This is a genomic window from Halopenitus sp. H-Gu1, assembly GCF_041821145.1.
GTDB lineage: Archaea > Halobacteriota > Halobacteria > Halobacteriales > Haloferacaceae > Halopenitus.
On the sequence record NZ_JBGUBC010000008.1, the window covers coordinates 1 to 24,495 of the forward strand.

Sequence of the window (24,495 nt, forward strand, 5' to 3'; positions counted from 1 at the left end):
ATTCATCGATCGCGAATGTTTATGTTGCGTGCCTGTGTGCCCCACGTTCGTGCAGTATCAACGAATCAAATCCGATCTTCGCGGCGTCGCGTTCACTAATCCGACGCCCTTCGATGAGCACGGCGAGGAGATCCGACATGATGCGCTCGCGGACAACGTCCGTCACGTCGTGGATGCCGGGGGACGAGTGGTGATTCCCTGTGGAAACACCGGTGAATACTACTCGCTGACCGATGACGAGCGGATCGCGGTCGTGGAAACCGTCGTTGAAGCGATCGGCGACGAGGCGACGATCGTTGGCGGCGTCGGCGGCAGCACCAAGACGGCCATCGAGTTGGCCGCCGCGTACGAGGACGTCGGTGCCGACGCGATCATGATCATGAATCCGGGCCACACCTATCAACACCAGGTGGGGTTGATCGAGTACTACCGCAAGATCGTCGAATCGACCGACCTGGGCGTCATCCTATACAAACGAGGGCCCGAGGTGACCCTGGATCTGCTCGCTGAGATCGCCGACTACGAGAACGTCGTCGGAATGAAATACGCGGTCAACGACGTCAAGGGATTCTCGGAGGCGGTCTCGACGATCGATTCGGACGTCGTCTGGTCGAATGGAATCGCCGAGCGGTTCGCTCCTGCCTTCGCGATCGAGGGGGCGGAGGGCTTTACCACCGGTATCGGGAACTTCGTGCCCGAGCAAGTGCTCGCGCTAATGGACGCACTCAAGGCGGAGGAATGGGACCGGGCACGGGCGCTTCGCGATCTGATTCGCCCCTACGAGAACCTTCGTGAGGAATCCGGCGAGGGCAACGATCTGAGCGCCGCCAACAACGTTCCCGCGGTCAAACACGGCATGGAACTGGCCGGGCTCTACGGGGGACCGGTCCGCGAGCCGATCGTCGAACTCTCCGACGCCGATCGGAGGCGAAGCGAGGAGTACTACGAGCGGATAACGACGGCAACCGACGAGCACGTCACCGCTGAGTGATCTTTGCGCTTTCGACGTGGAGCAACTCAAAGCTCTCGGCGTGGAGCGACTCGACGGGTGCCGATCTTCCGACACACGTAGATTGAAGTGTTCGTACGTCCGTACCGCGATCGTCTCCCGTACAACGAGGGCGATCGAACGGGGCGACCGATACCACACGTACCGATATGCGCTGGCACTACAAACACACCGTCCTTTCGCTTTGTACGCTCGCGTTCTTCGCGACGATGGTGGGGCGGCTCGCGATCAGCCCGGTCGTCCCGCAGATAACGGACGCCTTCGAGATCTCGAATACGGTGATCGGCATCGCGTTGACGGGAATGTGGATGGCTTACGCGCTTTCACAGTTCCCGAGCGGCATCCTCGGGGATCGATACGGCGAACGGCAGGTCATCCTCATCGCCGTCGGCGGCACGGGCGTCATGAGCCTTCTCGTCGCCATCTCACCAGTCTACCTGGTGTTCGTCCTCAGTGTGATCGTGCTCGGGGCAGTAGCGGGACTGCATTACAGCACCGCGACCACCTTGCTGTCGCGGACGTACGACAACATCGGGACGGCGATCGGAATTCACACGATCGGCGCGCCCGCCGGGGGCCTGATCGCACCGGCGGTGGCCGCGTGGATCGGCACGCGATACGGGTGGCGGCCGGCCGTCGCGATCGGAGCCGTGATCGCCATCCCGGTCTTCGCGTCGTTCGCGATACTCGTGCGTGATGTCGAGCCACAGCGGCCCGACCAACCGATGCGCGAGCGGATGCAGATCGGGCCCGTCGTCGAACTCCTTTCGCGACCCACGATCGCCTTCACCGCCGTCATCGCCGGCGCGGGAGCGTTCGTCTGGCAGGGAGTCGCGTCGTTCCTCCCGACGTTTCTCATCGCTCATCGCGGACTGTCCGCGACGACGGCCGGCATCGTCTTCTCGTCGTATTTCGTGGTACAGGCCGCGGTCAAACCCGCCCTCGGGGCACTCTCGGACAACTACGAGCGCGATCTCGGCGTCGGCGTCAGCCTGTTCACCAGTGCGTTGGGGATGTCGCTTTTCGTCGTCGCACCGGGACTCGTCGGTATCGTCGCCGCGATCGTGATGATCGGGACCGGCCTCGGGATGGCCGTCACCGTCGAGCCGCGATTCGTCGACGAGCTGTCCGAAAGCGAACAGGGCGTTGGGTTCGGCCTCGTTCGAACCGTCTATCTGGTCGTCAGCTCGCTCGGATCGGTCGTGACTGGCTTTCTCGCCGACACGGTCGGATGGACCTGGGCGTTTTTGATCCTCGCCGGACTTCTCGCCGTCGTCCTCGTGGCTCTGATCGTGAACTACGTGCTGGAGTTGGGCTATTGAGCGGGGGCGAGACGTTACGGCGGATTTTTTAGGTAGTCGTTGGTACCCGTGAACGATGATACACCACGACGTCGCGGTCATCGGCGGTGGCTGTGTCGGCTTATCCACCGCGAAACATCTCGCGGAAAACACCGATCTCGACGTGTGCGTCCTCGAGAAGGAGTACCATCTCGCCGAGCACCAAAGCGGGCGCAACTCCGGCGTCTTACACCCCGGATTCAACTACCCGCCGGATTCGGTAAAAGCGGAGTTCGCGACCGAGGGGACTCGCCGGATGAAAGCGTACTGTGCCGAACACGATATCCCGTGTGAGGAGTGTGGGGTCCTCGTCGTCGCGAAGGACGACCGTGAGGAGGCGTATCTCGACGAACTCGCCGCGCAGGCCGAGGCCAACGGCGTCGAATACGAACTGCTCGACTCGCAGGCGGCGATCCGTGAACACGAGCCCCACGCCGTCGGACAGGCAGCGCTTTACGCCCCCGAGGCCGCCTCCGTCGACTCCCAGCAGTACGTCTACACGCTAGCCCGCGAGGCCCAACACGACGGCGTCGAGTTGTACATGGGGCATGCGGTCTCGGAGATCCATCGGTCGGGCGAAGGCTACCGGATCCACACGAGCAACAGCGACGTCGAGGCCGACTATCTCGTCAACACGGCGGGGCTGCACGCGGATACGCTGGCTCACCAGGTCGGGGTCGGAGAGGACTACCAGGTCGTCCCGTTCCGCGGCGAATACTACGAGATCACCCCCGAGAAGGCGCATCTGTGCCGGACGATGATCTATCCGACGCCGGATCCGGAGTTGCCCTTCCTCGGCGTGCACTACACCCGACGGACTGACGGCAAGGTGATCGTCGGTCCGAACGCGGTCCTCGCGTTCGGCCGTGAGGCCTACAAAAACACGCAGTTCAACCTCTCGGAACTGTTCGAGACGCTCTCCTATGAGGGGTTCCGGCGACTCCTCGCCTCACCGAGTATGCTGTCGGTTGCGTTCTCGGAGTTGAACAAGTCCTACCGCAAGGAGAAGTTCACGGAAGCCTCCAGACGGCTCGTGCCCGAGGTCCGAAGCGAGGACCTCGAGAAAAGCTACGCCGGAATCCGTGCCCAACTCGTCAGCGCCGATGGCGAACTCGTCAAGGACCCGCTTTCGATCGAGACCGACGACGCCGTCCACGTCCTCAACGCCGTCTCGCCCGGGTTGACCTGCTCGTTGCCCTACGGCGAACACGTCGCCGAGCAGTTGGCCGAGAAGGTCTAGTCCGCTCGACTATCATCGCGGTTTCGAGCCGTCGGAAGCCGGACTCAACGCGAGCATATCGACGTTATCGCGTCCATCGGCAATCGGAATAACGACCACGACGACATCACTCACATATAGACTATCAGATGGATAATTAGAATAATCAAGTTTTAATTATACGATCCGATCGAGTCGACGATCGATCTGGCTCCCGACTTTCAGCTCGTCGCCGGGTTTCGAGTGACGCTCGTCATTCGAGCTTTTCCCCGTTGAAGACGGCTATGTCGACGGTTCCAAATTTCTCGTGAGATCGGTGAGTCGTAGTCGTTCGTTTCGGTACCCGGGAAATATACTTCGTGCTCCCGATCGGATGATCCAAATATATAGAATATACAGATGTAACATCTATTGTACCAAATCGGATTTCCATCGAACAGCTGTATCTACCACTCTTCACGAGTCCGGTGGACGCTCGCCCATCACGGCTCCCAGAGACGATCGATTCGCTGTGCGATCTCGGAGTGGGTCTCCTGGAGGATCGAGACGTCGGTTTCCCCGTCGACGTTGATCACCGACACCTCCCCGCGTCGACCGCCGTAGACGTCCTGAAAGTCGTAGACGACGCCGATGGCAGTGAGATCGTCGGGGACGTGGTCGCTTTCGAGGAGTGCATCGATCTGTCGATCGACGTTATACTCGACGAGCCGGTTGATTCGTTCCTCACGGTCGAGTCCCGCCGGCAGCCGATCGATGCCGTCGGCGAGATGCCCTTCAAGCAGATCGAGGCAGGCAGCGATCCCCGGTGGCTCGGAACGTCCCTCAGTCAGGTCGTCGTGAGCCGCCGTGACCGCTCCGCAACCGGTGTGGCCGACGACCACGGCCGTCCGGGTATCGGTGTGGACGATCGGATAGAGGAGATCGCCGGAGACGACGGGGCCGTCGTCAGTGTGCTGGGTGACCCGATTCCCGATGTTCCCACAGGTGAAGACAGTACCGGGATCGTCGTTTCCCCACATGTGATCCTGAAGGACCCGCGAGTCCGAACAGCAGACGGTGACGACGTCGGGAGCCTGTCCGTCCTGGAGACCATCGAATCTCGACTCATACTCGTCGGCATGACGGAGGTTTCGCTCCAACAGATCGATGAACGCGGCGTTCATACTCGTCACCACTCACGATTGGGAGAACAATCCATCGGTTCGATCCCTCTCGGTCGTCGATTCGATCCGTATTGGCCGCCAGTTCGGATGATCGGTCCCGGAAATCGGACCGATCGGGGACTACAGCCGGTCGACGATCGCGTCAGTCATCTCCGCGGTGGTCGCCGAGCCGCCGAGATCGCCGGTCCGGGGGCCGTCGGCAAGCACCGACTCGACGGCGGTTCGGACCCGCTTGCCCGCCTCCGCGTAGCCGAGATGCTCGAGGAGCATCGCCGCGGAGAGGATCGCCGCCGTCGGGTTCGCGATTCCCTCGCCTGCGATGTCGGGAGCGGTCCCATGAACCGGCTCGAAGAGGCCGTTATCCGTGCCAACGTTCGCGGAGGGCAACAGTCCAAGCCCGCCGACGAGCCCCGCCGCGAGATCCGAGAGCACGTCGCCGGCAAGATTCGGACACACCACGACGCCGTACTGGCTTGGATCGAGCGGCAGCTTGGTGGCGAAGGCGTCCATGAGCTCCTCGTCGGCCGCGACATCCCGCTCGTCGGCCACATCGAGGACCGTCCTGCGGAAGCGACCGTCGGTCTCACGCATCACGTTCGCCTTGTGTGCGACGGTGAAGCCGTCACGGTGGTCGGGACCACGATCCGCCTCCACGAACTCACAGGCGAACTCCGCGAGTTGCCGGGAGGCCGAATCGGTGATGACCCGGGTGAGCGTCGAGAGGTCCTCGGAGAGTCGGTCCTCGTGGCCGGCGTAGACGCCCTCGGTATTCTCACGCAGGAAGACGACGTCCGTCTCCGGCCGCAACGCATCGACGCCGGGATACGCACGCGCGGGACGCACGTTCACGAACGAGTCCACGGCATCACGAAGCGGGAGGATGACGTCGGCGGCCGTCTCGCCGGCCGCACCGAACAGCGTCGCGTCGGCACTCGCGGCCAGATCGTAGGTCTCCTGTGGCAGTGCCTCGCCGGTCTCGGAGAACATCTCGTCGCCAGCGTCGGCCTCGATATACTCGAATGGACCGACCGCCTCCGAATCGGCGGCGACGGCATCGAGGACCTCGACGGCCGCCGGAACCACCTCTCGACCGATACCGTCACCCTCGATGACGACGATCTCCTCGCTCATTCAGTCGTCCCCCGCGGCGGCGTCCCCGCCGTCCTCCGGTGATGGGACGTGTTCCGCTGGAACGTACGGCAGCGATCGGGCGGTCTCACGGACCGCGTTCGCGTTCGCACCCATCAGCGCCGTCGTATCCCAGACCCCCTCGACGAGGGCCTTTCGCTGTGCGTCGTTGACCGTGGCGTCGATCTCCTCGTCGTCGTAGACGACGCGTTCGTCCTCGATGTCGACGTGGATCTCGGCGTCGGGATCATCCTCGATGGACGCCTGAAGTGCCTCGATCGCCTCGGTGTCGGCAGTCACCGTCGGAATTCCCAACGCGAGGCAGTTGCCCGCAAAGATCTCCGCGAACGACTCGCCGACGATCGCGTCGATCCCCCAGCGCATCAGCGCCTGTGGGGCGTGTTCGCGGGAGGAACCGCATCCGAAGTTGCTGTTGACCACCAGCACGTTGGCATCACGGAAGCGATCGTCATTGAACGGGTGGTCCTTCTCGTTGTCCTCGTCGTCGAACCGCTGATCGAAGAAGGCGAACTGGCCGAGTCCGTCGAAGGTGACGACCTTCATGAACCGGGACGGAATGATCTGGTCGGTGTCGATGTCGTTACCTCGGATCGGGATGCCGGTTCCGGACACCTCGGTCACCTTCTCGGCGGGGGCCTCGCCCCCGGCGAATCCCTCGTGGTCGATCTCGCCGTCGGATCCGCTCATACGGTGACCACCTCCTCCATCTCGCGAACGTCCGTGACCTCGCCGGTCACCGCCGCCGCCGCGACCATCGTCGGACTCATCAGGACGGTCCGGCCGTCCTTCGATCCCTGTCTGCCGACGAAATTCCGGTTCGAGGAGGAGGCGCTCGCCTCGTCGCCCTCCAGTTGATCGTCGTTCATGCCGAGACACATCGAACAGCCCGGCTCGCGCCACTCGAAGCCGGCTTCGGTGAAGACCTCGTCGAGGCCCTCCGCCTCGGCGGCCGCCTGAACGCGTTGGCTTCCGGGAACGACTATCGCACGCACGTCCGATGCGACCTCACGACCGCGCACGAACGCGGCCGCCTCGTGCAGATCCTTCAGTCGAGCGTTCGTACACGATCCGAGGAAAGCGACGTCGATATCGTATCCCTCCATCGTATCGCCGGGTTCGACGCGCATGTGCTCCTGTGCACGACGTGCAGTGTCACGTTTGTCCGCCGGGAGTTCCTCCGGCTCCGGGATGGGCTCCGTGATGCCGATGCCCTGTCCGGGAGTCGTTCCCCAGGTGACGGTCGGCTCGATCGCGGAGCCGTCGATCGTGACCACGTCGTCGTACTCGGCGTCCGCGTCGCTCGCGATGGACACCCAGTACGACTTGAGCTGCTCGAATTTCTCCGGATCGTCCTCGAAGGCGTCGGTCTCCCGGAGCCATTCGTAGGTGGTCTCGTCGGGATTGACGTAGCCCGCCCGAGCACCGCCCTCGATCGACATGTTGCAGATCGACATCCGTCCCTCCATGCCGAGATCATCGATGGCCTCGCCGGCGTACTCGTAGACGTGGCCGACGCCGCCGTCGGTGCCGAGTTTTCGAATGATCGTGAGGATGACGTCCTTGGCCGTGACGTGCTCGCCGAGCTCGCCAGTGACCTCGATCCGTCGGACCTTCTGTTTTTCCATCGCAATGCAGCCGGTCGCGAGTACGTCGCGGATCTGTGAGGTCCCGATTCCGAACGCCAGCGCGCCGAAGGCGCCGTGCGTCGAGGTGTGGGAGTCCCCACAGACGATCGTCATCCCCGGCTGAGTGAGTCCCTGTTCGGGACCGATAACGTGGACGATACCCTGATCGCCGGAATTGGGATCCGAGAACTCGATGCCGGCGTCACGAACGTTCTCCTCGAGTTCCGACATCATGTTCTCCGCGGCGTCGTCGGCGTAGGGCCGGTCACGATCGTCGGTCGGAATGATGTGGTCGACGGTCGCGTGGGTGCGTTCGGGGAACGCCACCTCGGCGTCACGCTCGCGCAGCATGCCGAACGCCTGGGGACTCGTCACCTCGTGGACCAGATGCAGGCCGACGAACAGCTGGTCCTGTCCGGTCGGCAGCTGGGCCACCTTGTGGTTTTCCCAGACCTTGTCGTAGAGCGTCCCGTTGCTCATTCGTCGATCACCCGATCGCGATCGCCGGCGATCCACGCCCGGATGTCGATAGCTACCTCAGGCATCGGCGGTTACTCGCTCCGTCTCGTCTTCGTCCTCGGTCTCCTCGTCGGCCCAGGCGAAAAGCGACCGAAGCTCCTCGCCGACCTGCTCGATCTCGTGATTGCGCTCTGCTTCGTGCAGTTGGGTGAAGGAGGGACGTCCTGCCTGGTTCTCGGCGATCCACTCGCGTGCGAAGGTGCCGTCTTGAACCTGTTCGAGGATCTCCTCCATGTTCTCACGAGCGTGTTCGTCGACAACGACGTCACCTTGGGTGAGTCCACCGTACTCGGCAGTGTCGGAGACGGAATCCCACATTCCGCCGAGGCCGCCCTCATACATCAGATCAACGATGAGCTTGAGCTCGTTGAGACACTCGAAGTAGGCCATCTCCGGCGAGTAGCCGGCGTCGACGAGCGTCTCGTAGGCCTGTTTTACGAGCGAGGTAACGCCGCCACAAAGGACTGCCTGCTCGCCGAAGAGATCGGTTTCCGTCTCCTCACGGAAGGTGGTCTCGACGACGCCGGCGCGACCACAGCCGATCGCGGCCGCGTAGGCGAGCCCCTCCTGTTTGGCCGTGCCGGTGGCGTCCTGGTAGATCGCGAGCAGACCGGGCGTCCCCTCGTCGTTCTCGTAGTTCCGGCGAACGAGGTGTCCCGGTGATTTGGGCGCGACCATCGTGACGTCGACGCCCTCGGGCGGGCGGATCTGGTTGTAGTGAATGTTGAACCCGTGAGCGAACTGGAGCGTGTCGCCGGGATCGAGGTTGGGCTCGATCGCGTTCTCGTACACGTCCGGCTGGACCGTATCCGGGACAAGCACGGAGATGATGTCCCCCCGTTCGGACGCCTCCGCCGGCGTGGCGACCTCCAGTCCGTCCTCTTCGGCCGCGTCCCACGAGGAGGAGTCCTCTCGCAGGCCGACGACGACGTCGACGCCGCTGTCGGCCAGGTTCTGTGCGTGTGCGTGCCCCTGCGAACCGTAGCCGAGTACGGCGACGGTCTTGTTGAGGATGTGGGACGTGTCCGCGTCGTCTTCGTAGTAGATCTCGGAGTCGAACGGCGTATCGTTACTCATGGATGTGTTATGGATTGTCGTAGCTTCGTTGTGTCGATTCGCCCACGCCCGTCGCGTGTGCGGTCGGTTCGCCCGACGTCCCTGGCTCCTCACCGGGGACGGTCTGCGTGTCGCCGCGCGAGAGCGCGGTCTGGCCGGTCCGTGCGATCTCGATGATGCCGAACTGTTCGAAGGCGTCGATCGCGTCATCGATCTTCGGCTCGTCACCCGTCAACTGGACCGTGATCGTTCGTGGCCCGGCATCGAGGGTCTCACCGTCGTACATCTCGGTGATAGCGTGGACCTTGTCGGGGTCCTCGCCGCGAACCTTGAGGAGAACGAGCTCCGTAGCGATGGCGTCGTCGGCCAGTTCACCGACCGAGATGACCGGCTTCAGTTTCGCGAGCTGTCGTTCGATCTGATCGATCCCGGGTTCGGGCTCTTCGACCACCATCGTGAGCCGCGAGTGGCCCTCGACCGTCGTCGGGCCGACGGTCAGACTCTCGATGTTGAACTGCCGTCGCGAGACGAGCCCCGAGACCCGCGAGAGGACGCCGGGTTCGTCCTCGACGAGTGCCGAGATCGTCGCCCGCCGTGGGGGGTGTTCGGCCTCGACCGCAGGGTCGATCCGGATCCCCTGGCTGTTCCGTCTGCCTTCCGGATGCGGACGCTCCTCGGGAGCGGGCCCGGGCATTCCTGCCCGGTCCGCGTTCATCTCCCGGGTATCCCGGTAGGAGGATCCCGCATCGGGCTTGTTCGGCCTCATGTCGTCGGCATCTCCGCTCATAGTTGTTCCTCCGAAAGCGCGAACTTGGCGTTTGCACCGCCGCTTGGAACCATCGGGTAGACGTTCTCCGCCGGGTCGATTCGGAAGTCGATGACCGAGGGCCCCTCGTAGTCGAGGGCGGCCTCGATCGTGTCGGCGACCTCGTCGTACTCCGAGACGGTCCATCCCTCCGCGCCGAACGCCTCCGCGAGCTTGTCGAACTCCGGCATCCATCCGTACTCGGAAGCCACGTGTCGGCCCTCAAAGAAGGCATCCTGCCACTGTCGGACCATTCCGATGTACTCGTTGTTGAGCACCGCGAAGGTGATGTCGAGGTTTTCACGCACGGCGACCGACAGCTCCTGGATCGTCATCAGGAACGATCCGTCACCATCGAAACAGACGACATCGCGGTCAGTTTCGCCGGCGTTGTCGGCCGCCATCCGCGCGCCGATCGCCGCCGGCACGCCGTAGCCCATCGTTCCGAGTCCGTGCGAGGAGACCCAGGTTCGCGGCTCCGTGTACGTCCAGAACTGGGCGGCCCACATCTGGTGTTGGCCGACGCCCGTGGTGACGATCGTGTCGTCGCCGGTCGCCTCGTCGAAGGCCTCGACGACGAACTGTGGTTTCAGGGGTTCGTCCTCGGGCATCGCGTAGGTCATCGGATACTCCGATTTCCATTCGGAACACTGCTCGCGCCATTCGTCCGCCTCCGGAGTCGTCTCGACGGCCGCAAGCAGTTGTTCGAGCACGGTCTCGGCGTCGCCGATCAGCGGATAGTCGGCATGGACGTTCTTGGATATCTCGGCCGGGTCGATGTCGATGTGAATGACCTCCGCCTCCGGTGCGAAGGTCTCGATCCCGCCGGTCAACCGGTCATCGAAGCGGGTTCCGACCGCGATCAGACAGTCGGTGTGGGTGATCGCCATGTTCGCGTAGCCGGTTCCGTGCATCCCCGCCCACGAAAGCGCGAGTGGTTCGTCCTCCGGGAACGAACCGATTCCGGGCATCGTAGTAGTGACTGGAATCCGGTGTTCGCGTGCAAACCGACGCGCCTGATCGCTCGCGTTGGCCTTGATCACGCCGCCGCCGAACAGGCAAAGCGGCCGTTCGGACCGCTCTATCGCTCGTGCAGCCTTCTCGACCGCCTCGGGATCCGCCTCAGGATGGGTCTCTGCACCCGCAGGGGGCTCCGGTGGCTTTGGCGTCTGATCGGTCTCTCCGAGCGTGACGTCTTTCGGCAGATCGACGAGCGTCGGTCCGGGTCGTCCGGTCTCGGCGTAGGCGAACGCCTCGCCGACCGTATCGCCGACGGTGTCGGTACCGCTCGCGAAGTAGTTGTGCTTCGTGATCGGTGTCGTGATGCCGATCGTATCGGTCTCCTGGAAGGCGTCGTTGCCGACGAACTCCGTGGGAACCTGCCCGGTCAATGCCAACAGCGCATCCGAGTCCATCGAGGCGTCGGCGATCCCCGTAACGAGGTTCGTGGCACCAGGTCCGGAAGTCGCCAGACAGACGCCGGTCTCTCCGGAGACGACGCCGTAGGCATCCGCCGCGTGTGCAGCGCCCTGCTCGTGGGCCATCGTGACGTGGCGGACGGACGAGGCGTATAGTGCGTCATAGACGGGCATGATAGCCCCGCCCTGGACGCCAAAGGCCGTCTCAGCGCCGGCGGCCTCCAGTGCGGCAATGACGGACTCAGCGCCAGTCGTCGGGGTTCTGGTTGTCGCATCGGTCGGTTCCTCACCGCTTGCGTCCGTCTCGGTGGCTGTAGTGCCGCCGTCGGCGGCCGCGTCGGCGTCGTCCGACGTCACGCTCTCGCCGTTCGTGGGATTCGATTCGTCGTGGTCGTTCGGTGCGTCTCGAGTGGTCATGGATCGTGTCGTGGCATCCTCTGTGTGTCGCGATCGGTGTCAGTCACCGGATTCTCCCGATCACGAGGATCGGTTCCTCGCGAGGGAAGTGCGGTACGCCGGGGTCGAAGAAGGGTGGTTGTAGAGGGGCTCAAGCCCCTACGATGGCTCCGATCGTGCCGATCGCGAGCCCGACACGGGTGAGTCCGTTCGACCGGGCGAGCGGCCTCGTGGCTGCCTCGCCGTGGTCCAGGGACGTGTCGTGTCGACTCATTACGAGATGGATTCCGCTCGCCACACTTAAATCTGTCTCGTTCCTCCGCCAAGCGGGGCTGCCGCTGGCGGTCGAACCCCGACGCGGAGACGGCCATCAGACCCGGACCTCCTCGCGTCTATCGATGCCCTCGTCCTCCGCGAACCGCTCCACGTCACCGCCAGTGACGCGTCGCTTGTTGGCACCCTGCTTTTTGACCCGCTTCGTAACGGCCCGGACCTCAGCGTCGGTCGGGACGAAGCCGGCCTCTTCAAGGTGTTTGCGTACCGCGTGCGTTCCGGTGTGTTTGCCGAGGACGAACTCGCGTTCGGCTCCGACCATCTCCGGAGTCATCACGCCAGGTTCGAACGTGTCGGCGTTCTCGATCACGCCGGCCGCGTGGATCCCGGACTCGTGGGAGAAGGCGTTTCGTCCGACGACCGGCTTGTTCGCCGGCACCGGGATGTCCGAGGCGTCCTCGACGATCCGTGCCAGCTCCGTGATGGTCGTCGTGTCGATTCCAGTATCGACGCCGTAGACCGACTCGACCGCCATTACGACCTCCTCGTAGGCGGCGTTACCGGCGCGTTCGCCGATCCCGTTAACCGAGACCTGCGCCTGATGGGCGCCGTTCTCGAAGCCGGCCAGCGCGTTCGCGGTGGCCAGTCCGAAGTCGTCGTGGGGATGGACGTCGACGCGCGCGTCGGTCGCCTCGACGACCGCCTCGACCGTCTTCCCCAAGGCCGTCGGCGTCCCGACGCCGCAGGTGTCGGGAATGTTGATCCAGTCGGCGTCGGCCTCGGAGACCGCCTCGACGATCTCGATCAGGAATTCCGGTTCGGTTCGGGTCGCGTCCATCGGTGAGAACATGCACTCGACGCCCGCATCCTTGACGCGGCGAACGCTCTTTACGGCGCGCTCGACCGCGTCCTGGCGGGTCGCGTGCATCGAGTCCTCGAGTTGGACGTCGCTCGTGGAGACGAACACGTGTACCATCTCCACGCCGGAGTCGATCGCCGCCTCAATGTCGCCTTCGACGACGCGGGCGAGCCCGCAGGTCGTCGCGTCGGTCGTGGCAGCGATATCGCTCACGGCCTCGAACTCCGAATCGGAGTTGACGGGGAAGCCAGCCTCGATGACGTGGGTTCCCATATCGTCCAGCGTCGACGCTATGCGCCGTTTCTCGTCGTAGCTGAACGATGTGCGTGGTGACTGTTCGCCGTCTCGCAACGTTGTATCGAAAATTCGGACAGGACCGATGTCGATATTAGAAGCTATCGTGCCCTGGAAGAACTCGATCCGCCGGGGTGTCCGACGAAGCCTCCGTATGATGTGTCATCGCAATTGGTTCTGAGGCCTCTCTCCTATTAAACCTTTTCGCGATGGAGGCGATTTACCCGGATTACCATCACCACGATCACGGATCGATAGCCGTTCGATCGCTGGACGCCGGCGCGATCGATCGGCGTTCGCCGTCGGAGACGTCGGTCCTCGATACGGTCGATGGTGATCTGGAACCATCTTTATACTCCGAGTGGGCGTTCGTTCACTCTCGAACCAGGCGTTCGTCCACCTTCCATCCAGTTTCGGTTCGAACGCGCCCGCAGGGGGAATCCTTTTTAAGTCAGGCGTGGACCACCGGACATGGGCGATTGGGATCTCGACCTCAGACACGCGGAGGACCAACTCGATGAGATCGGCGCACGCGGGGACGTGGTCCTTGGAATACTCGATGGCTCGACGGACCCGGCGGAGTGGATCCGCCACGTCGAGTACGGAAACACGCTCGTGTTGTCGATCGAGGGCGATCTCAACGAGCTCGCGGCCGGGTTCGCCCGCGAGATCCGTGACATGGACGGCGAGTTAATGCACTTTCGAGGCTTCCTCGTCGTGACTCCTCCGGACGTCGCCATCGACACCGAGCGGCTCACGGAGTAAGCCACTCCCTTCTGGCCGACTTTTAAGCATCGTCGGACCGTGTTCGATACAATGACCCTATCCGACTCCGATCCCGATTTCGACTCCGACGCTCGCGACGGGAGCGAGACGGCCGACGACCGCTCCGATCTTCACGTGATCGATCGGTTCGAGGGCGGAGTGGGGTGGCTTGCTTATCCCGAGGAGGCGATGGAGCGAGCGAGCCACGCGGTCACCGTTTCGAACGAGGAACGCGAGGACCGACCGGACGTCTGGGTCTTCGACCCGGTCGATTCGACCGATCCCGAAGCTCTCGACGATCTCCTCTCGGATCTCGGTACGGTCGCGGGAGTGGTCTGTTGTCTGGATAGACATACGCGGGACTGCGCGGCGGTCGCAAACCGACATGACGTCGCCGTCTGGATCCCGGAGTGGATGGACGGCGTCGAAGCGGATCTCGAAGCCCCTGTCGAACGATTCGGCCCCCGGCTCGCCGACACCGACTTCGAGGCGATCCGTGTGAGAAACGCCTCGCTTCCACCCTGGCAGGAGGTCGCCCTCTTTGACGGTTCGACCCTGATCGTCCCCGAGGCAGTCGGCACGAACCAGTTCTTTCGCGCCGCCAACGAGCGCCTCGGCGTCCACCCGATGTTGCGTCCGATTCCCCCACGGCGTCCCCTCGCCGGGATCGATCCCGATCGAATCTTGGTCGGACACGGCACGGGAATTCACGACCGAGCCGGAGAGGCGCTCGCGGACGCGCTCGCTGGAGCCCGCCGACGAGCTCCCTCCGCTTACCTGAATGCACTTCGCACCGCCCTCGGTCGCTGAACGGGCACCGGATGGCGGACGCGCTCCGGAAGGCGCGACTGGATGGAACAGACTCCGGAAAACGAACGACCGATGAAGTGGAGAACGGACGCGACGAAACGTCGTTTCGGCGGACCTTTCACCACCCGTCCGCAGACACGACACATGGCGGAGGATCCGAGCCGAGTGGGCGATTCACCGGATGACGAGAACGGAGACGTTTCACCGGATGACGAGAACGGAGACGTGGCTGATCGTCCGCAGGTGCGCGATCCCGATCCGATCGCGACCTACGACCGGATCGCCGCACACTTCGCGAAAACGCGCGAATACGCCTGGCCCGAAGTCGAGTCCTTCCTCGACGGGCGGACGGCGACGTGCGCGCTCGACATCGGCTGCGGAAACGGCCGGCACACGGAATCGCTTGCGGACCGTTCGGAGTCGGTCGTCGGTCTGGATGCAAGCCGTGGACTACTCGCCGAGGCGGTCGATCGGGCCGATTCACGGGGGTTCGAGGCGACGTTCCTTCAGGGTGATGCCGCATCACTTCCGCTCCGGACGGGAGCCGTCGACGTGGGCGTCTACGTCGCGACGATCCATCATCTCCGGTCCAGAACGCGGCGGATACGGAGTCTCAACGAACTCGCACGCGTGTTGTGCGACGACGGCGTCGCGCTCGTGAGCACCTGGAGTACGGCTCACGACCGCTTCGACGGAAGGGACGGGGACTCGACGGACGACGCGACCGATACGAACGGAAGTGAGGAGGGGTTCGACACGATCGTGGACTGGACGCTTCCCGGCGGCGAGACGGTTCCGCGGTTTTACCACATCTACGCTCCGGCCGAGTTTCGATCGGACCTCGAAGCCAGCGATCTGTCGATCGAGGACTTCGAGATATCCAGCGGCAACTGCTACGTGGTCGTTCGTCCGGATTCGGGAGCCCGATGAGACCCGGGATCGGGCCTCGATCGAGACACCCGTGTAGCCAACCGAGGGTCGTCGGGGCGACGATGCGACGCTCGGAAAGGGTAAGGTCCTTATTCCACCGGTGATTTTCGGTAGATGAGCGCCGGTGGTCTAGTGGTAGGACCTGAGCCTTCCAAGCTCATGGCCCGGGTTCAAATCCCGGCCGGCGCACTCCCTGCGGTCGTTTGCCGCCCGACTTCCCGTTCGCTACGCTCACGGGAATCCCGGCCGGCGCATTTCTCGAACGAAGTGAGAGAACTCGCCGAGAGGGGTTTTGAATCCTGAAAGTCGCAACCTGCGAGCGAAGCGAGCAGGACCGTCTTTCTCTGGTTCAAATCCCGGCCGGCGCACTCCCTGCGGTCGTTTGCCGCCCGACTTCCCGTTCGCTACGCTCACGGGAATCCCGACCGACGCACCCCCTGCGGTCGTTTGCCGCCCGACTTTCCGTACAGAACATGGACACCGCAACTCAATGTCGGGTATGCCGGCTTCACCCTCAAGCTAAAGCACGAGGCTTTCTCCTTGGTTTTCCGTAACGGGCGAGGCGAGAAGCCAGAGGCTGACCAGCACGGTGATCCCCCCGCTCCACTCACCTGCCGAGTTCGTCGCCGTCTCGGCGGATGTTTCTCACGAGTTGTCCCGAATCTCGATCGGACGGTTACTGGCCAGCGCGATACTCGCCATGTTTCATTCCGAGGACGAAGGCCACGACTGCAAAGAGTATCATTGACGGGAGCACCATCATGAAGATGACTCTCGTCGGCATGGCACCACTCGCAGCGAGACCGACGATGCCCAGAACGGTTACGACGACCAGTGTTCCGACCGAACGGAGGAAATCGAATTGCATACCGTAGTCATCTCGGAGAGATTTTATTTACTTTTCGATGGTTAAGAATAAATCGTCGATTCTGGCGTATTCCCACGTGAAATTGAAGAATGGGTAGTAATCGGAGCGGGGAGACCGAATTACTAGAAGATCACCAGTCGCCGCCACACACCACTTCAACTCCGTTCCCCTCTACCCCGCGTTTTGAGTTATATGCGACTCGCGGCCGATGTTCGCGATTGGCGCGCAAGTAGTGGTATCCCTGCGGCATTTCATCTCCGGGAGACCGATCCATTCGAGCGATCTCGACGGATCGTCAGCGTTCTGCGCCATTCGACTGCCCGATCGTTGTGCTCACGGGAATTCCGGGCGGTGCATTCTCGGACCGTAGCGAGAAAAACGGTCGAGATGGGTTCGAATCCGAGCGGTCGTGCGCACGACCACGCCGGCGTTCGGCGAGGCCGAGGACCGATGGCTTTTGTGGGATGACGCCGTGGGTCGATCGAATGAGCCATCGTCGGTCCGGACGGATAACCGATCTGCGAAGGTACGAACCCCTCGCGTTAGTGGGCGGGATCTGGTTGATCGCAAAGCTGCTCAGATACGCCTTTCCGGTGTTGTTCCCGACGTTTAGAGCAAGTCTCGACGTCCCGAACGCGTGGCTGGGCGGCGCATACACCGGGATGATGCTGCTGTATGCGGCGGTGCAGTTTCCGAGTGGAGCGCTCGCGGATACGCTCGACGACGTGGAGGTGGTTGCCCTCGGCGCGGTGATCGCCGGGATCGGTGGTCTCGTTTTCTTCCTGCCGACCACGTTCCCGCTGCTCGTCGTCGGCATGCTGCTCGTGGGACTCGGAACCGGCGTTCACAAGACGGTCTCGGTCGGATTGTTGGCCCGGTTGTATCCGGGTCGAACCGGTCGCGCGCTGGGGGCGTTCGATACGCTCGGCACCGTCGGCGGCGTCATCGCTCCGGTTGCCGTCGTCAGCGCCCTCTCCACGACCGGCTGGCCGCCTCTCTTCGTCGGAATCGGTCTGGCCGCGATCGCGTTCGCCGTCACGCTCTCGATGCGAGTGCCACATCAGGAGCCGTCAGCCGGCGGATATTCGGCCGCGATCGGCGATCTCGAGTTGCGCTCGTATCTCGGACCGTTTCGGGAACGACGATTCCAGCTTTTCATCGCGGTCACGCTCTGTTTCGCCTTCGCGTACAACGGGGTCGTGGCGTTCCTCCCCTTGTTCTTAGTCGAGGCCGGAACGACCGAGACGAGCGCCTCGATACTCTATAGCGCCCTGTTCGCCGTGAGCGTCGTCCAGGTGGTGACCGGCGACCTCTCCGATCGAGTCGGTCGGCTCACCCTGTCCGTTGGAGTGTTGGCGGTCGCAGCCGTGGCGCTTGGCGGACTCGTCGTAGTCTCCGGAGGAGGTGTTCTCTTCCTCGGCGGTGCGGTCGTCCTGTTCGGTCTCGGCAGTCATGGCTTCCGACCGCTTCGCGGCGCCTACCTCGCGACGGAGTTCCCCGACGAGGTTGCCGGCGGGGGGCTCGGTCTGGCGCGAACGATGTTGATGGGCGTCGGAGCGATCGCACCGTCCGTCGTCGGCGTGATCGCGGACACCGCCGGGTTCCGTGTCGCATTCGTCATGCTCGCCGTCGCGATGGGGCTGGCCGCGGTCCTGGCCGTGATCACCGCCCTCGTCGATCGGTGACGGCCGGGTGATCGCCGTCTTTCCAAGAGGGTCTCAAGGGGCACTCCGGTCGAGGACCACTCCCGATCCAAATCTCATCACTCCTGACTCGAATCCCGTTCCCGATCGTCTCACAGTCCGATCCGATTCCGTTTCTCCCCGTCTCAGGCCCGGTTTTCGTTCCCGATCAACTCAGGATCGATTCGGTCCCGATCAGCCGGAAAACTCGGTCAGGCCCGCCTGTGTCGATCCCCGCTGCTCGTCCGCGGGAACGGTCGTGGCGATGATCTCCGCCACCTCGTCGCGGTTGTCGGCATCGCTATTTATCGCCCGCGTGGCACCTTCGGTCTCGACGACGAGTCCGGCCTCACAGTAGCGATCGTACATCACACCGCTGTTGGAGAGGACGACGTGGACGCCAGCGGCGTCGAGCTTCGAGGTGACATCGAGCAGCCGCTCCTGATCGTCGCGGTCGAACCCCTCGGCGCTGTACTCGTTGAAATCAGCGGTCGGACTCATCGGCTCGTAGGGGGGATCGAAATAGACCAGATCGCCCGCGCTCGCCCGGTCGAGGACGTACTCGAAATCACGGTTGTGGATGCTCGTTCCCGCCAACACCCGGCTCGCCTCCCGGATCCGATCGGCCTGTACCCAATCGGGATCCGCGTATCGACCGATCGGGACGTTGAATCCACCATCGGCGTTTTCGCGGTAGAGTCCGTTATAACAGGTTCGATTGAGATAGGCGAGAAGTGCCGCCTCCTCGAGCGGATCGAACTCGTGGCCGTAGGGGCGCCTGTTGAACCGGGCGCGTTGTTGATAGTAGTAGTTCGTCACCTCCGTCCCCCTCGACGTCGTCTCGGCGAAGGCCAACTCGGGATCCGGATCCGATTCGGGATCCTTGAACGTCCGGAGGCGATCGATCAACGCCTCGGGCCGGGATTTGACCTGTTCATAGAAGTTGACGAGCCGCGGGTTGGCGTCGTTTACCGTTCCATCCTCGGGTTCGAGATCGAAAAAGACTGCCCCGCCGCCGAGGAAGGGCTCGTGGTAACGACCGTAGACGGTCGGGAAGCGGCGGGAGAGCGCAGCGAGCAACTGACGTTTGCCGCCGGCCCACTTCAAAACTGGCTGTGCCATCTCCGGTCGCCAGTCGAGTGCGGACCGGGATAAATACCTCGTCCATCGCGGCGGGAGCCGTCGGGATGGCCCTCCGTCGCGGCACGATCGCGACCGTACCGTTTTGTACGATCGGCGCACATCCTCGAACGTGATACCGGACGCGGAGTTCGGCTACGAGTTGCTCGTCTGCCGGTGGGCGGAGCTCGCCTGGCATCCGGACGGCGAGTCGAGGCCGGCGATCGTCGCCCGTCAGATCGGGACACAGGAGCGTCGCTGGGACGTCCTCGTCGTCGAAGTCGATCCCGCGGGACTTCGCCGTCGCCGGGCGTTCGGCGAGCGCGAACTCGATCGAGAACTGCTCGGGATCGTCCGCGAGGCGCCGGGCGACTGGGCGTGGTATCGTGATGTCCTCCCCGAACCGGACTATCCCTGGCGATACGTTCGGGAAGCGATCCATCGAGCGGCCGACCGCGATCTGATCGACGAGCGGAGTCGGAAGGGACGGATCGAGATCCGACGCCGAAGACCGTATCCGGACTGGATACGCCGGATCGTCGCGATCGAAAACAAACCCGACCTCACCGCCAGTGCCGCCACCAGACTGTCGGATCAGCTCGCATACGACGTCGAGGTGGGTCTCCTCGATGAAACGTGGCTTGCCACCGAGACGACCGGCTCCCGACTCGAACCCGCGCTCCGTCGGGAGATGCCCGTCGAGGCCGGGATCCTGATCACGGACCTCGCCGCGGGCGTGACACCTGCGGCGGCCGCAGTCGAGTGGCTCCCGAGCGATCTCGGACGGTCGCATTCCGGCGATCGACGTGGAAACGCCGGTGACGGACCCGGCAGTGATCAAGAGCGGGAGCAAGAACGGACACAAAATCGGGAGCGGGAACTCCGGCGGCTCGTCCTGGCCGAACGCGCATACGGCCGCGGCTGGCGATCCTTCCACGAGACGATGCGACCGGACTGCCGCCACTTTCGACTCGATCGGGCGGGCGAGGCGTTGCTGCCCGAGTGTGCCGCGAAGGGACGGTGTCCGACCGCACGCGAGTGTTCGGGCTCCTGTGCATCCTTCTCGCCGGAGCCGCCCGGGTGGCGCACGAAGGGATGGCCCATCGAAGGGGGTCCCGGGAACGGAATTAGGCGGCTACTCGATCGCCGCCGTGATCGCGCTCGCTACCGGACGGTTCGTCGGTGATGCGCCCTCGAAACGGGGTCCGAACGGAACCGCCGCCGGATTCGGAAAACGGGCGTCGTCTCGACGCTCCGCTTTCGATCACCTTGGACGGACCACGGATAAACCACGCACCAGCACCCTGGTAGCGCCAACGGTGTCCACGGTCGATTCGACGATCCGAGTCGTCGATCATCCGAACTCGACGGTGACCGAGTTCTCCGTGACGTGGAGATAGGTGACGTATTGTCCCTCGCCGGTGCGATCGTACTCGAAGGTCACGCTGGAGTCGTCGTCGATGTTCATCGAGTTATTGTCGTTGTTCCCCTGTCCTTGATCGCGACCCCACGTTGCCTGGAGCTCGAAGGAGGGCCCCAACCGATCGAGGTAGTCCCGGACGAACCAGTCCGGTTCCAGCGTCTCCCCGGCGATTCTGGATTTCGTGCCTTCGGAGGTGTTTATCTCGGCCGGCTCCGTGTAATCGCTCCCCCAGACGTCCTGATACTCGACCGCGCTTCCGGGATCCTCGTTGACGTAGGTAAACGCTTCCGTGCTGGTGAAGTCGATCTTCAACATCCCGTCCTGGCAGGTGGCGAAATCTCCACCCGTCACGCCGGAGGAATCCGCGAGTTTCCAGTGGTGGGCGACGTCACCGTCGGTATAAAGGACGCGCGCGTCGAAGGTCGCATCACAGACGTCTTCGCTTCCCTGTCCCTCATCGAACTGGATGACTGTCTCGAAGTACTGATCGTCGCGTTTTCCGTGGAAGCTCACCCAACCCTGATTGGGCTGATCGACGTCGAACGTCGTGGAGAACGCCTGCAGTGCGTCCCGCTCGGTGAATCCATCGACGGGGATCTGCTCGCCCGCGCCAGGAAGATCGAAGATGCCGCCCGTTCCGGCGGTCTCGAGTTCGAGTACGACCGTCTTTTCGGAATCGACGTCGTCGAGGACCTCGGCGGGAACACGCTCGGTCGGAATGTCAGCGGTGTCGACGACGCGCCCATCAGTTCGGCGCTCGAAGTACTCACGCCATCCGTCGTGATACTCGCTCTCGACGACCACGACGACGGTCCCGTTCTCCACCGGGTTGTGGGCCGTTTCGTCATCATCGGCGGCGGTCGGGTCCGGAAACGTCCGGGTCGTGTCTCCGCCCTCGACGCGGATCCGAGCGGACCCGGAGGCCGCGGCCGTCTCGCCGGCAGTCACCGAGACAATGGGGAGAGTCAACGTCGCACCGCGATAGTGAAACTCCGGGGGAGAGACCATCTGTGCCGGGTTCTCACCCTGCTTTCGCCAGACTCCGCCGCCTTGATAGGCCGTAACTCGGTCGTCGTTTCGGTGTGTTACCTCGCCGAGGGTGCTGTTTGCGACCTGGTCCACCTGATCTGCCCCGCTGGCGTTGACGTGGTAGACCTGCATTCGGCCCGTCTCCTCGGTGACGCCGATCGTGCCCTGCGTCTCGCCGGTCGCCATCGATTGGCTGCCGGACTCGCCGAGGGAAGCCATTGCCACCTTGGAGGCGAACTGCGTCATCACGTGTTCGCCGCGCTGGACGTCGGCCGCCTGCTGGGTGTCGCCGATCGCGGCGGACCCGAGCGTGACGACGGTAACCGTCCCGACGAGCGTAATCGCGACGATGAGCACGACCCCGACCGTCGCGCTAACCGCGCGCTCGTCGTCCCGAATCCCCCCGAGAGCGCGCCTCATGGTCTCGTTTACGTCCGGACAGGGGTTAAGGGTATGGTCCCGACCGGATCCGTCGCGACGCTCCGCTCGATCGTCCTCGCCGGTCATTCGATCTGCCCCCGCTCGATTCGGAGTCCCTCCCCCTCGACGTACCGTATCACGACCGGTCCGCCGTCGATCGAGCGGTCGCTTACTGGGGTGAAGCTTCGGAATCGGACCGTGTGTGTGATCGACCCATCGGATCCCTCCAGTTCGATCGTGTTCGTGTACGGGGGGCCATCGGCTCCGCCAGTGACGCTGATCGCATATCCACTGGACGCGATCCGCTTCGGCGCATCGATGGCGACCGCGACGGTAACGTTGCCCCCGCCTGCCGCCTCGACGAGCCGATCGGCATCCGAATAGCCGGTTGCGATCCGCTCGCCGGACGCCTCGAGGCCGCTTGTAACCGCCGTGTCGTGCTGGTTCTCAAGGGTGGATCCTCCGGCGATGAACAGCCCGGAGATGAGAAGGGACGCGATCATGAGCCCGAGAACGTATCCGATCGTCGTCGAGACGGCTCGATCGGTTCCGGCGATCGGAACGGCCCGTCTCAGGAACTCGACGACCGCTTCGATCGTTCCGTCAGGACGCATTGTAGGGTGCCTCCTCGGGAGCGATCCGGGTCCCGTTTCGGTAGCGAACGGCCTTCGAACGGCGAATGACGTCGTACTCGACGTCGTAGATCGCATCATCGGCGGTTGGCGATCCGGAGGCGTTTGGATCCTCGTTGAACCGGTTCGCGTCCATCCCAGCGTCGCCGGTCGTCGAGGAGATTGTGAGGGTGTACGTGCCGTTCATCGTTCCGGGATTGTGATACGTTATCTCGTGTCCCGGGCCGACCGATTCAAAAAGGGAGACGTCGAACGCCTCGGTCGAACCGGGAGCACTTGCGGGCGCGATCGTGATGTTCGAATTCGTCGAGTCGCCGGTGAGATTCACATGGAATTCCGAATCGGAGACGCACTCACGTTCGACCCCGTCCGTCCCGTCGTGGACGAGCGCGCAACCGTCCCCGGAGGAAGTCCGATAGAGATGGAGGTAGTACGTCTCGTTCCCGGTGAACTCGATGAAGAACGTCTCCGTGACGTTCACTGGGTCGGTGTCGTTGAGGGTCGCGGCGGTCCCGTTCGTCGGTTCGGCCTCGATCGTGTACTTTCGAACACGTGTCGAGTCGGCAAGGGTCCACTCCGTGGTCGTGTTGTCGTCGACGGGATAGAAGTTCTCGCCAGTCGTCGAGTTGTGTTGGATCCGGGTGCCGTTCGTGATGGTGACGTTCTCGATCGACACCATCGTCCCGCGGATCGCGGCGTGTTCGGCGGAGGCGGACTCCCAGGCGTCAATTCCCTCGGAGAATTCCGTCCACAGTTCGTCGTGAGCGACGTCGGTTCCCTCGCTGTAATCGTTCGTCTCGGCGAGTACCACCTCAATGGCGTCGTGAGCGGCGTCGTCGTACTCGATCGTCGCCGCGACGTCCGATCCTGAGTCGCGCGTCGCGAGGTTCCCCGTGTAGATGACGGAGTTTAAAAGCGCCGCGAGGGCGAGGAACAACACTGCAAGGACGATCGCGCCCACGAGAAACAGCTGTGCGCGGTCCGTTCGGTCTGCGATCGCTCCCGACCCCGCGGGTTCGCGAGAGGGCACCGATCCATTCACATCCGCCATACGACGACCTCCACTTCGATCACGTTGAAGAGATCGGAGTCGACGTCGGTCTCGTTGTCGATGTCATGGGTGGTGAAGTACGTCCGATCGCCGGCAGCGACGGCGTCACCGATCGTCTCGCCGGTCGGGTTTCCATCCGAGTCCAGAAGCCCATCCGATTCCCGGAGAGTGACCTGCCAGGTCGCCGTCGAGGAGTGGTCACTCGGCGTGCCGAGGTTGATGAGGGGTTGTGATCGGCGCTCACCGGACCCGCGCATGTAATGGAGATCGACGTTGACTGCGATCCCCCGCTCCAGAAAGGTCTCCTCAAGTGCTGCTCCGAACGTGGTGTTCGTCGGAAGCCGCCCGTCGTACTCGCCGTCGTCGCCATCGGCGCCGTGGAACCGCTCCGCGTCGCTGGAAGCGTTGTAATAAAGCAGCAGCTCCCTGACCGAGCCGTTCGCCGCCTCGGCCTCAAGGAGGCCTTCCGCGACGTTCGCCTGCTGGTTCTGAATGTGCTGGTTCGAGGTACTCCCCGAAAGAGGGGTCACCGCGGTTACCTGAAGCGCAAAGAGGATCGCCGACAGGAGGACGATCGCGGCCGCGACCGCTTCGAGGGTGTGTGCCTGGCCCCGATCCGTCGAGGAAGTCGATCGACGCAT

The 24,495-nt window shown here is 63.5% G+C and carries 22 protein-coding genes, 1 tRNA gene and 1 pseudogene; 9 read left to right on the forward strand and 15 right to left on the reverse strand.

The genetic code is table 11. The features are described 5' to 3' along the window. Window positions 1–49: 49 nt before the first annotated feature. The 3 genes from ACERIT_RS07610 to lhgO all read left to right on the forward strand — a co-directional run bounded on the left by ACERIT_RS07610 (window position 50) and on the right by lhgO (window position 3,589). Entirely contained in the window at window positions 50–991 is a 942-nt protein-coding gene (locus ACERIT_RS07610; RefSeq protein WP_373674247.1) for a dihydrodipicolinate synthase family protein, read from the forward strand. A 167-nt stretch (window positions 992–1,158) separates the two neighbouring features. Then, window positions 1,159–2,331: an MFS transporter gene (locus tag ACERIT_RS07615; RefSeq protein ID WP_373674248.1), complete on the forward strand. Its 1,173-nt coding sequence runs from the start codon at window positions 1,159–1,161 to the stop codon at window positions 2,329–2,331. A gap of 55 nt (window positions 2,332–2,386) precedes the next feature. Next, window positions 2,387–3,589 (forward strand): L-2-hydroxyglutarate oxidase, encoded by a 1,203-nt coding sequence (lhgO, locus tag ACERIT_RS07620; protein WP_373674249.1) that lies wholly within the window; start codon window positions 2,387–2,389, stop codon window positions 3,587–3,589. Between the two features lie 461 nt (window positions 3,590–4,050). On the opposite strand, the gene ACERIT_RS07625 is transcribed toward lhgO, so the two are convergent. From ACERIT_RS07625 to ACERIT_RS07665, 9 genes are all read right to left on the reverse strand, one after another. Continuing rightward, window positions 4,051–4,731 (reverse strand): carbonic anhydrase, encoded by a 681-nt coding sequence (locus ACERIT_RS07625; RefSeq protein ID WP_373674250.1) that lies wholly within the window; start codon window positions 4,729–4,731, stop codon window positions 4,051–4,053. 120 nt (window positions 4,732–4,851) lie between these two features. After that, entirely contained in the window at window positions 4,852–5,862 is a 1,011-nt protein-coding gene (locus ACERIT_RS07630; protein ID WP_373674251.1) for an isocitrate/isopropylmalate dehydrogenase family protein, read from the reverse strand. Next, complete coding sequence (gene leuD, locus ACERIT_RS07635) at window positions 5,863–6,567, reverse strand: 3-isopropylmalate dehydratase small subunit (protein WP_373674252.1); 705 nt, start codon at window positions 6,565–6,567, stop codon at window positions 5,863–5,865. Beyond that, the gene (leuC, locus tag ACERIT_RS07640) at window positions 6,564–7,985 is read right to left on the reverse strand and encodes a 3-isopropylmalate dehydratase large subunit (RefSeq protein WP_373674253.1); all 1,422 of its coding nucleotides are present in this window, start codon (window positions 7,983–7,985) and stop codon (window positions 6,564–6,566) included. Before leuC ends, leuD begins: the two co-directional genes overlap by 4 nt. Before the next feature lie 57 nt (window positions 7,986–8,042). Next, entirely contained in the window at window positions 8,043–9,101 is a 1,059-nt protein-coding gene (gene ilvC, locus ACERIT_RS07645) for a ketol-acid reductoisomerase (RefSeq protein WP_373674254.1), read from the reverse strand. Between the two features lie 7 nt (window positions 9,102–9,108). Beyond that, a complete protein-coding gene (gene ilvN, locus ACERIT_RS07650; RefSeq protein WP_373674255.1) occupies window positions 9,109–9,867 on the reverse strand; it encodes an acetolactate synthase small subunit in 759 nt (252 codons plus the stop codon). Further along, window positions 9,864–11,720: a biosynthetic-type acetolactate synthase large subunit gene (gene ilvB / locus ACERIT_RS07655; protein ID WP_373674256.1), complete on the reverse strand. Its 1,857-nt coding sequence runs from the start codon at window positions 11,718–11,720 to the stop codon at window positions 9,864–9,866. Before ilvB ends, ilvN begins: the two co-directional genes overlap by 4 nt. A 130-nt stretch (window positions 11,721–11,850) precedes the next feature. Next, complete coding sequence (locus ACERIT_RS07660; protein WP_373674257.1) at window positions 11,851–11,973, reverse strand: hypothetical protein; 123 nt, start codon at window positions 11,971–11,973, stop codon at window positions 11,851–11,853. A 96-nt stretch (window positions 11,974–12,069) separates the two neighbouring features. Further along, a complete protein-coding gene (locus tag ACERIT_RS07665; protein WP_373674376.1) occupies window positions 12,070–13,284 on the reverse strand; it encodes a LeuA family protein in 1,215 nt (404 codons plus the stop codon). Between the two features lie 312 nt (window positions 13,285–13,596). Here ACERIT_RS07665 and ACERIT_RS07670 point away from each other — a divergent pair. From ACERIT_RS07670 to ACERIT_RS07685, 4 genes and pseudogenes are all read left to right on the forward strand, one after another. After that, a pseudogene (locus tag ACERIT_RS07670) lies at window positions 13,597–13,887 on the forward strand (DUF5779 family protein); the annotation flags it as partial. A gap of 54 nt (window positions 13,888–13,941) precedes the next feature. Beyond that, window positions 13,942–14,700: a hypothetical protein gene (locus ACERIT_RS07675; protein ID WP_373674258.1), complete on the forward strand. Its 759-nt coding sequence runs from the start codon at window positions 13,942–13,944 to the stop codon at window positions 14,698–14,700. 144 nt (window positions 14,701–14,844) lie between these two features. Then, window positions 14,845–15,630 carry a class I SAM-dependent methyltransferase gene (locus tag ACERIT_RS07680; protein ID WP_373674259.1) on the forward strand — a complete coding sequence of 262 codons (786 nt, stop codon included), beginning with the start codon at window positions 14,845–14,847 and terminating at the stop codon, window positions 15,628–15,630. Window positions 15,631–15,748: 118 nt separating this feature from the next. Beyond that, window positions 15,749–15,819: transfer RNA gene (locus ACERIT_RS07685), tRNA-Gly, on the forward strand. A gap of 487 nt (window positions 15,820–16,306) precedes the next feature. On the opposite strand, the gene ACERIT_RS07690 is transcribed toward ACERIT_RS07685, so the two are convergent. Then, a complete protein-coding gene (locus ACERIT_RS07690; protein WP_373674260.1) occupies window positions 16,307–16,498 on the reverse strand; it encodes a hypothetical protein in 192 nt (63 codons plus the stop codon). A gap of 485 nt (window positions 16,499–16,983) precedes the next feature. Between ACERIT_RS07690 and ACERIT_RS07695 the strand changes: the two genes are divergently transcribed. Next, complete coding sequence (locus ACERIT_RS07695) at window positions 16,984–18,183, forward strand: MFS transporter (protein WP_373674261.1); 1,200 nt, start codon at window positions 16,984–16,986, stop codon at window positions 18,181–18,183. A gap of 192 nt (window positions 18,184–18,375) precedes the next feature. Here the strand turns inward: ACERIT_RS07695 and ACERIT_RS07700 are convergent, their stop codons facing one another. Beyond that, window positions 18,376–19,302: a DNA adenine methylase gene (locus tag ACERIT_RS07700; RefSeq protein WP_373674262.1), complete on the reverse strand. Its 927-nt coding sequence runs from the start codon at window positions 19,300–19,302 to the stop codon at window positions 18,376–18,378. Between the two features lie 130 nt (window positions 19,303–19,432). Between ACERIT_RS07700 and ACERIT_RS07705 the strand changes: the two genes are divergently transcribed. Beyond that, window positions 19,433–20,485, forward strand: coding sequence for a DUF5787 family protein (locus ACERIT_RS07705; RefSeq protein WP_373674263.1), 1,053 nt, complete (start codon window positions 19,433–19,435; stop codon window positions 20,483–20,485). 168 nt (window positions 20,486–20,653) lie between these two features. On the opposite strand, the gene ACERIT_RS07710 is transcribed toward ACERIT_RS07705, so the two are convergent. From ACERIT_RS07710 to ACERIT_RS07725, 4 genes are all read right to left on the reverse strand, one after another. Continuing rightward, window positions 20,654–22,171, reverse strand: coding sequence for a hypothetical protein (locus tag ACERIT_RS07710; RefSeq protein WP_373674264.1), 1,518 nt, complete (start codon window positions 22,169–22,171; stop codon window positions 20,654–20,656). A gap of 83 nt (window positions 22,172–22,254) precedes the next feature. Further along, entirely contained in the window at window positions 22,255–22,785 is a 531-nt protein-coding gene (locus ACERIT_RS07715) for a hypothetical protein (protein WP_373674265.1), read from the reverse strand. After that, window positions 22,775–23,854 carry a hypothetical protein gene (locus tag ACERIT_RS07720; RefSeq protein WP_373674266.1) on the reverse strand — a complete coding sequence of 360 codons (1,080 nt, stop codon included), beginning with the start codon at window positions 23,852–23,854 and terminating at the stop codon, window positions 22,775–22,777. Before ACERIT_RS07720 ends, ACERIT_RS07715 begins: the two co-directional genes overlap by 11 nt. Further along, window positions 23,842–24,495 (reverse strand): hypothetical protein, encoded by a 654-nt coding sequence (locus ACERIT_RS07725; RefSeq protein ID WP_373674267.1) that lies wholly within the window; start codon window positions 24,493–24,495, stop codon window positions 23,842–23,844. Before ACERIT_RS07725 ends, ACERIT_RS07720 begins: the two co-directional genes overlap by 13 nt.

Bases quoted from the DNA above. Each gene is read 5' to 3' on its own strand.
- ACERIT_RS07710 (WP_373674264.1), bottom strand. From the start codon at position 22,171: ATGAGGCGCGCTCTCGGGGGGATTCGGGACGACGAGCGCGCGGTTAGC.
- ACERIT_RS07625 (WP_373674250.1), bottom strand. From the start codon at position 4,731: ATGAACGCCGCGTTCATCGATCTGTTGGAGCGAAACCTCCGTCATGCC.
- ACERIT_RS07675 (WP_373674258.1), top strand. From the start codon at position 13,942: ATGACCCTATCCGACTCCGATCCCGATTTCGACTCCGACGCTCGCGAC.
- ACERIT_RS07630 (WP_373674251.1), bottom strand. From the start codon at position 5,862: ATGAGCGAGGAGATCGTCGTCATCGAGGGTGACGGTATCGGTCGAGAG.
- ACERIT_RS07615 (WP_373674248.1), top strand. From the start codon at position 1,159: ATGCGCTGGCACTACAAACACACCGTCCTTTCGCTTTGTACGCTCGCG.
- ACERIT_RS07660 (WP_373674257.1), bottom strand. From the start codon at position 11,973: ATGAGTCGACACGACACGTCCCTGGACCACGGCGAGGCAGCCACGAGG.
- ACERIT_RS07700 (WP_373674262.1), bottom strand. From the start codon at position 19,302: ATGGCACAGCCAGTTTTGAAGTGGGCCGGCGGCAAACGTCAGTTGCTC.
- ACERIT_RS07680 (WP_373674259.1), top strand. From the start codon at position 14,845: ATGGCGGAGGATCCGAGCCGAGTGGGCGATTCACCGGATGACGAGAAC.
- ACERIT_RS07720 (WP_373674266.1), bottom strand. From the start codon at position 23,854: ATGGCGGATGTGAATGGATCGGTGCCCTCTCGCGAACCCGCGGGGTCG.
- ACERIT_RS07725 (WP_373674267.1), bottom strand. From the start codon at position 24,495: ATGCGTCGATCGACTTCCTCGACGGATCGGGGCCAGGCACACACCCTC.
- ACERIT_RS07690 (WP_373674260.1), bottom strand. From the start codon at position 16,498: ATGCAATTCGATTTCCTCCGTTCGGTCGGAACACTGGTCGTCGTAACC.
- ilvB (WP_373674256.1), bottom strand. From the start codon at position 11,720: ATGACCACTCGAGACGCACCGAACGACCACGACGAATCGAATCCCACG.
- ilvC (WP_373674254.1), bottom strand. From the start codon at position 9,101: ATGAGTAACGATACGCCGTTCGACTCCGAGATCTACTACGAAGACGAC.
- leuD (WP_373674252.1), bottom strand. From the start codon at position 6,567: ATGAGCGGATCCGACGGCGAGATCGACCACGAGGGATTCGCCGGGGGC.
- ilvN (WP_373674255.1), bottom strand. From the start codon at position 9,867: ATGAGCGGAGATGCCGACGACATGAGGCCGAACAAGCCCGATGCGGGA.
- ACERIT_RS07715 (WP_373674265.1), bottom strand. From the start codon at position 22,785: ATGCGTCCTGACGGAACGATCGAAGCGGTCGTCGAGTTCCTGAGACGG.
- ACERIT_RS07695 (WP_373674261.1), top strand. From the start codon at position 16,984: ATGAGCCATCGTCGGTCCGGACGGATAACCGATCTGCGAAGGTACGAA.
- leuC (WP_373674253.1), bottom strand. From the start codon at position 7,985: ATGAGCAACGGGACGCTCTACGACAAGGTCTGGGAAAACCACAAGGTG.
- lhgO (WP_373674249.1), top strand. From the start codon at position 2,387: ATGATACACCACGACGTCGCGGTCATCGGCGGTGGCTGTGTCGGCTTA.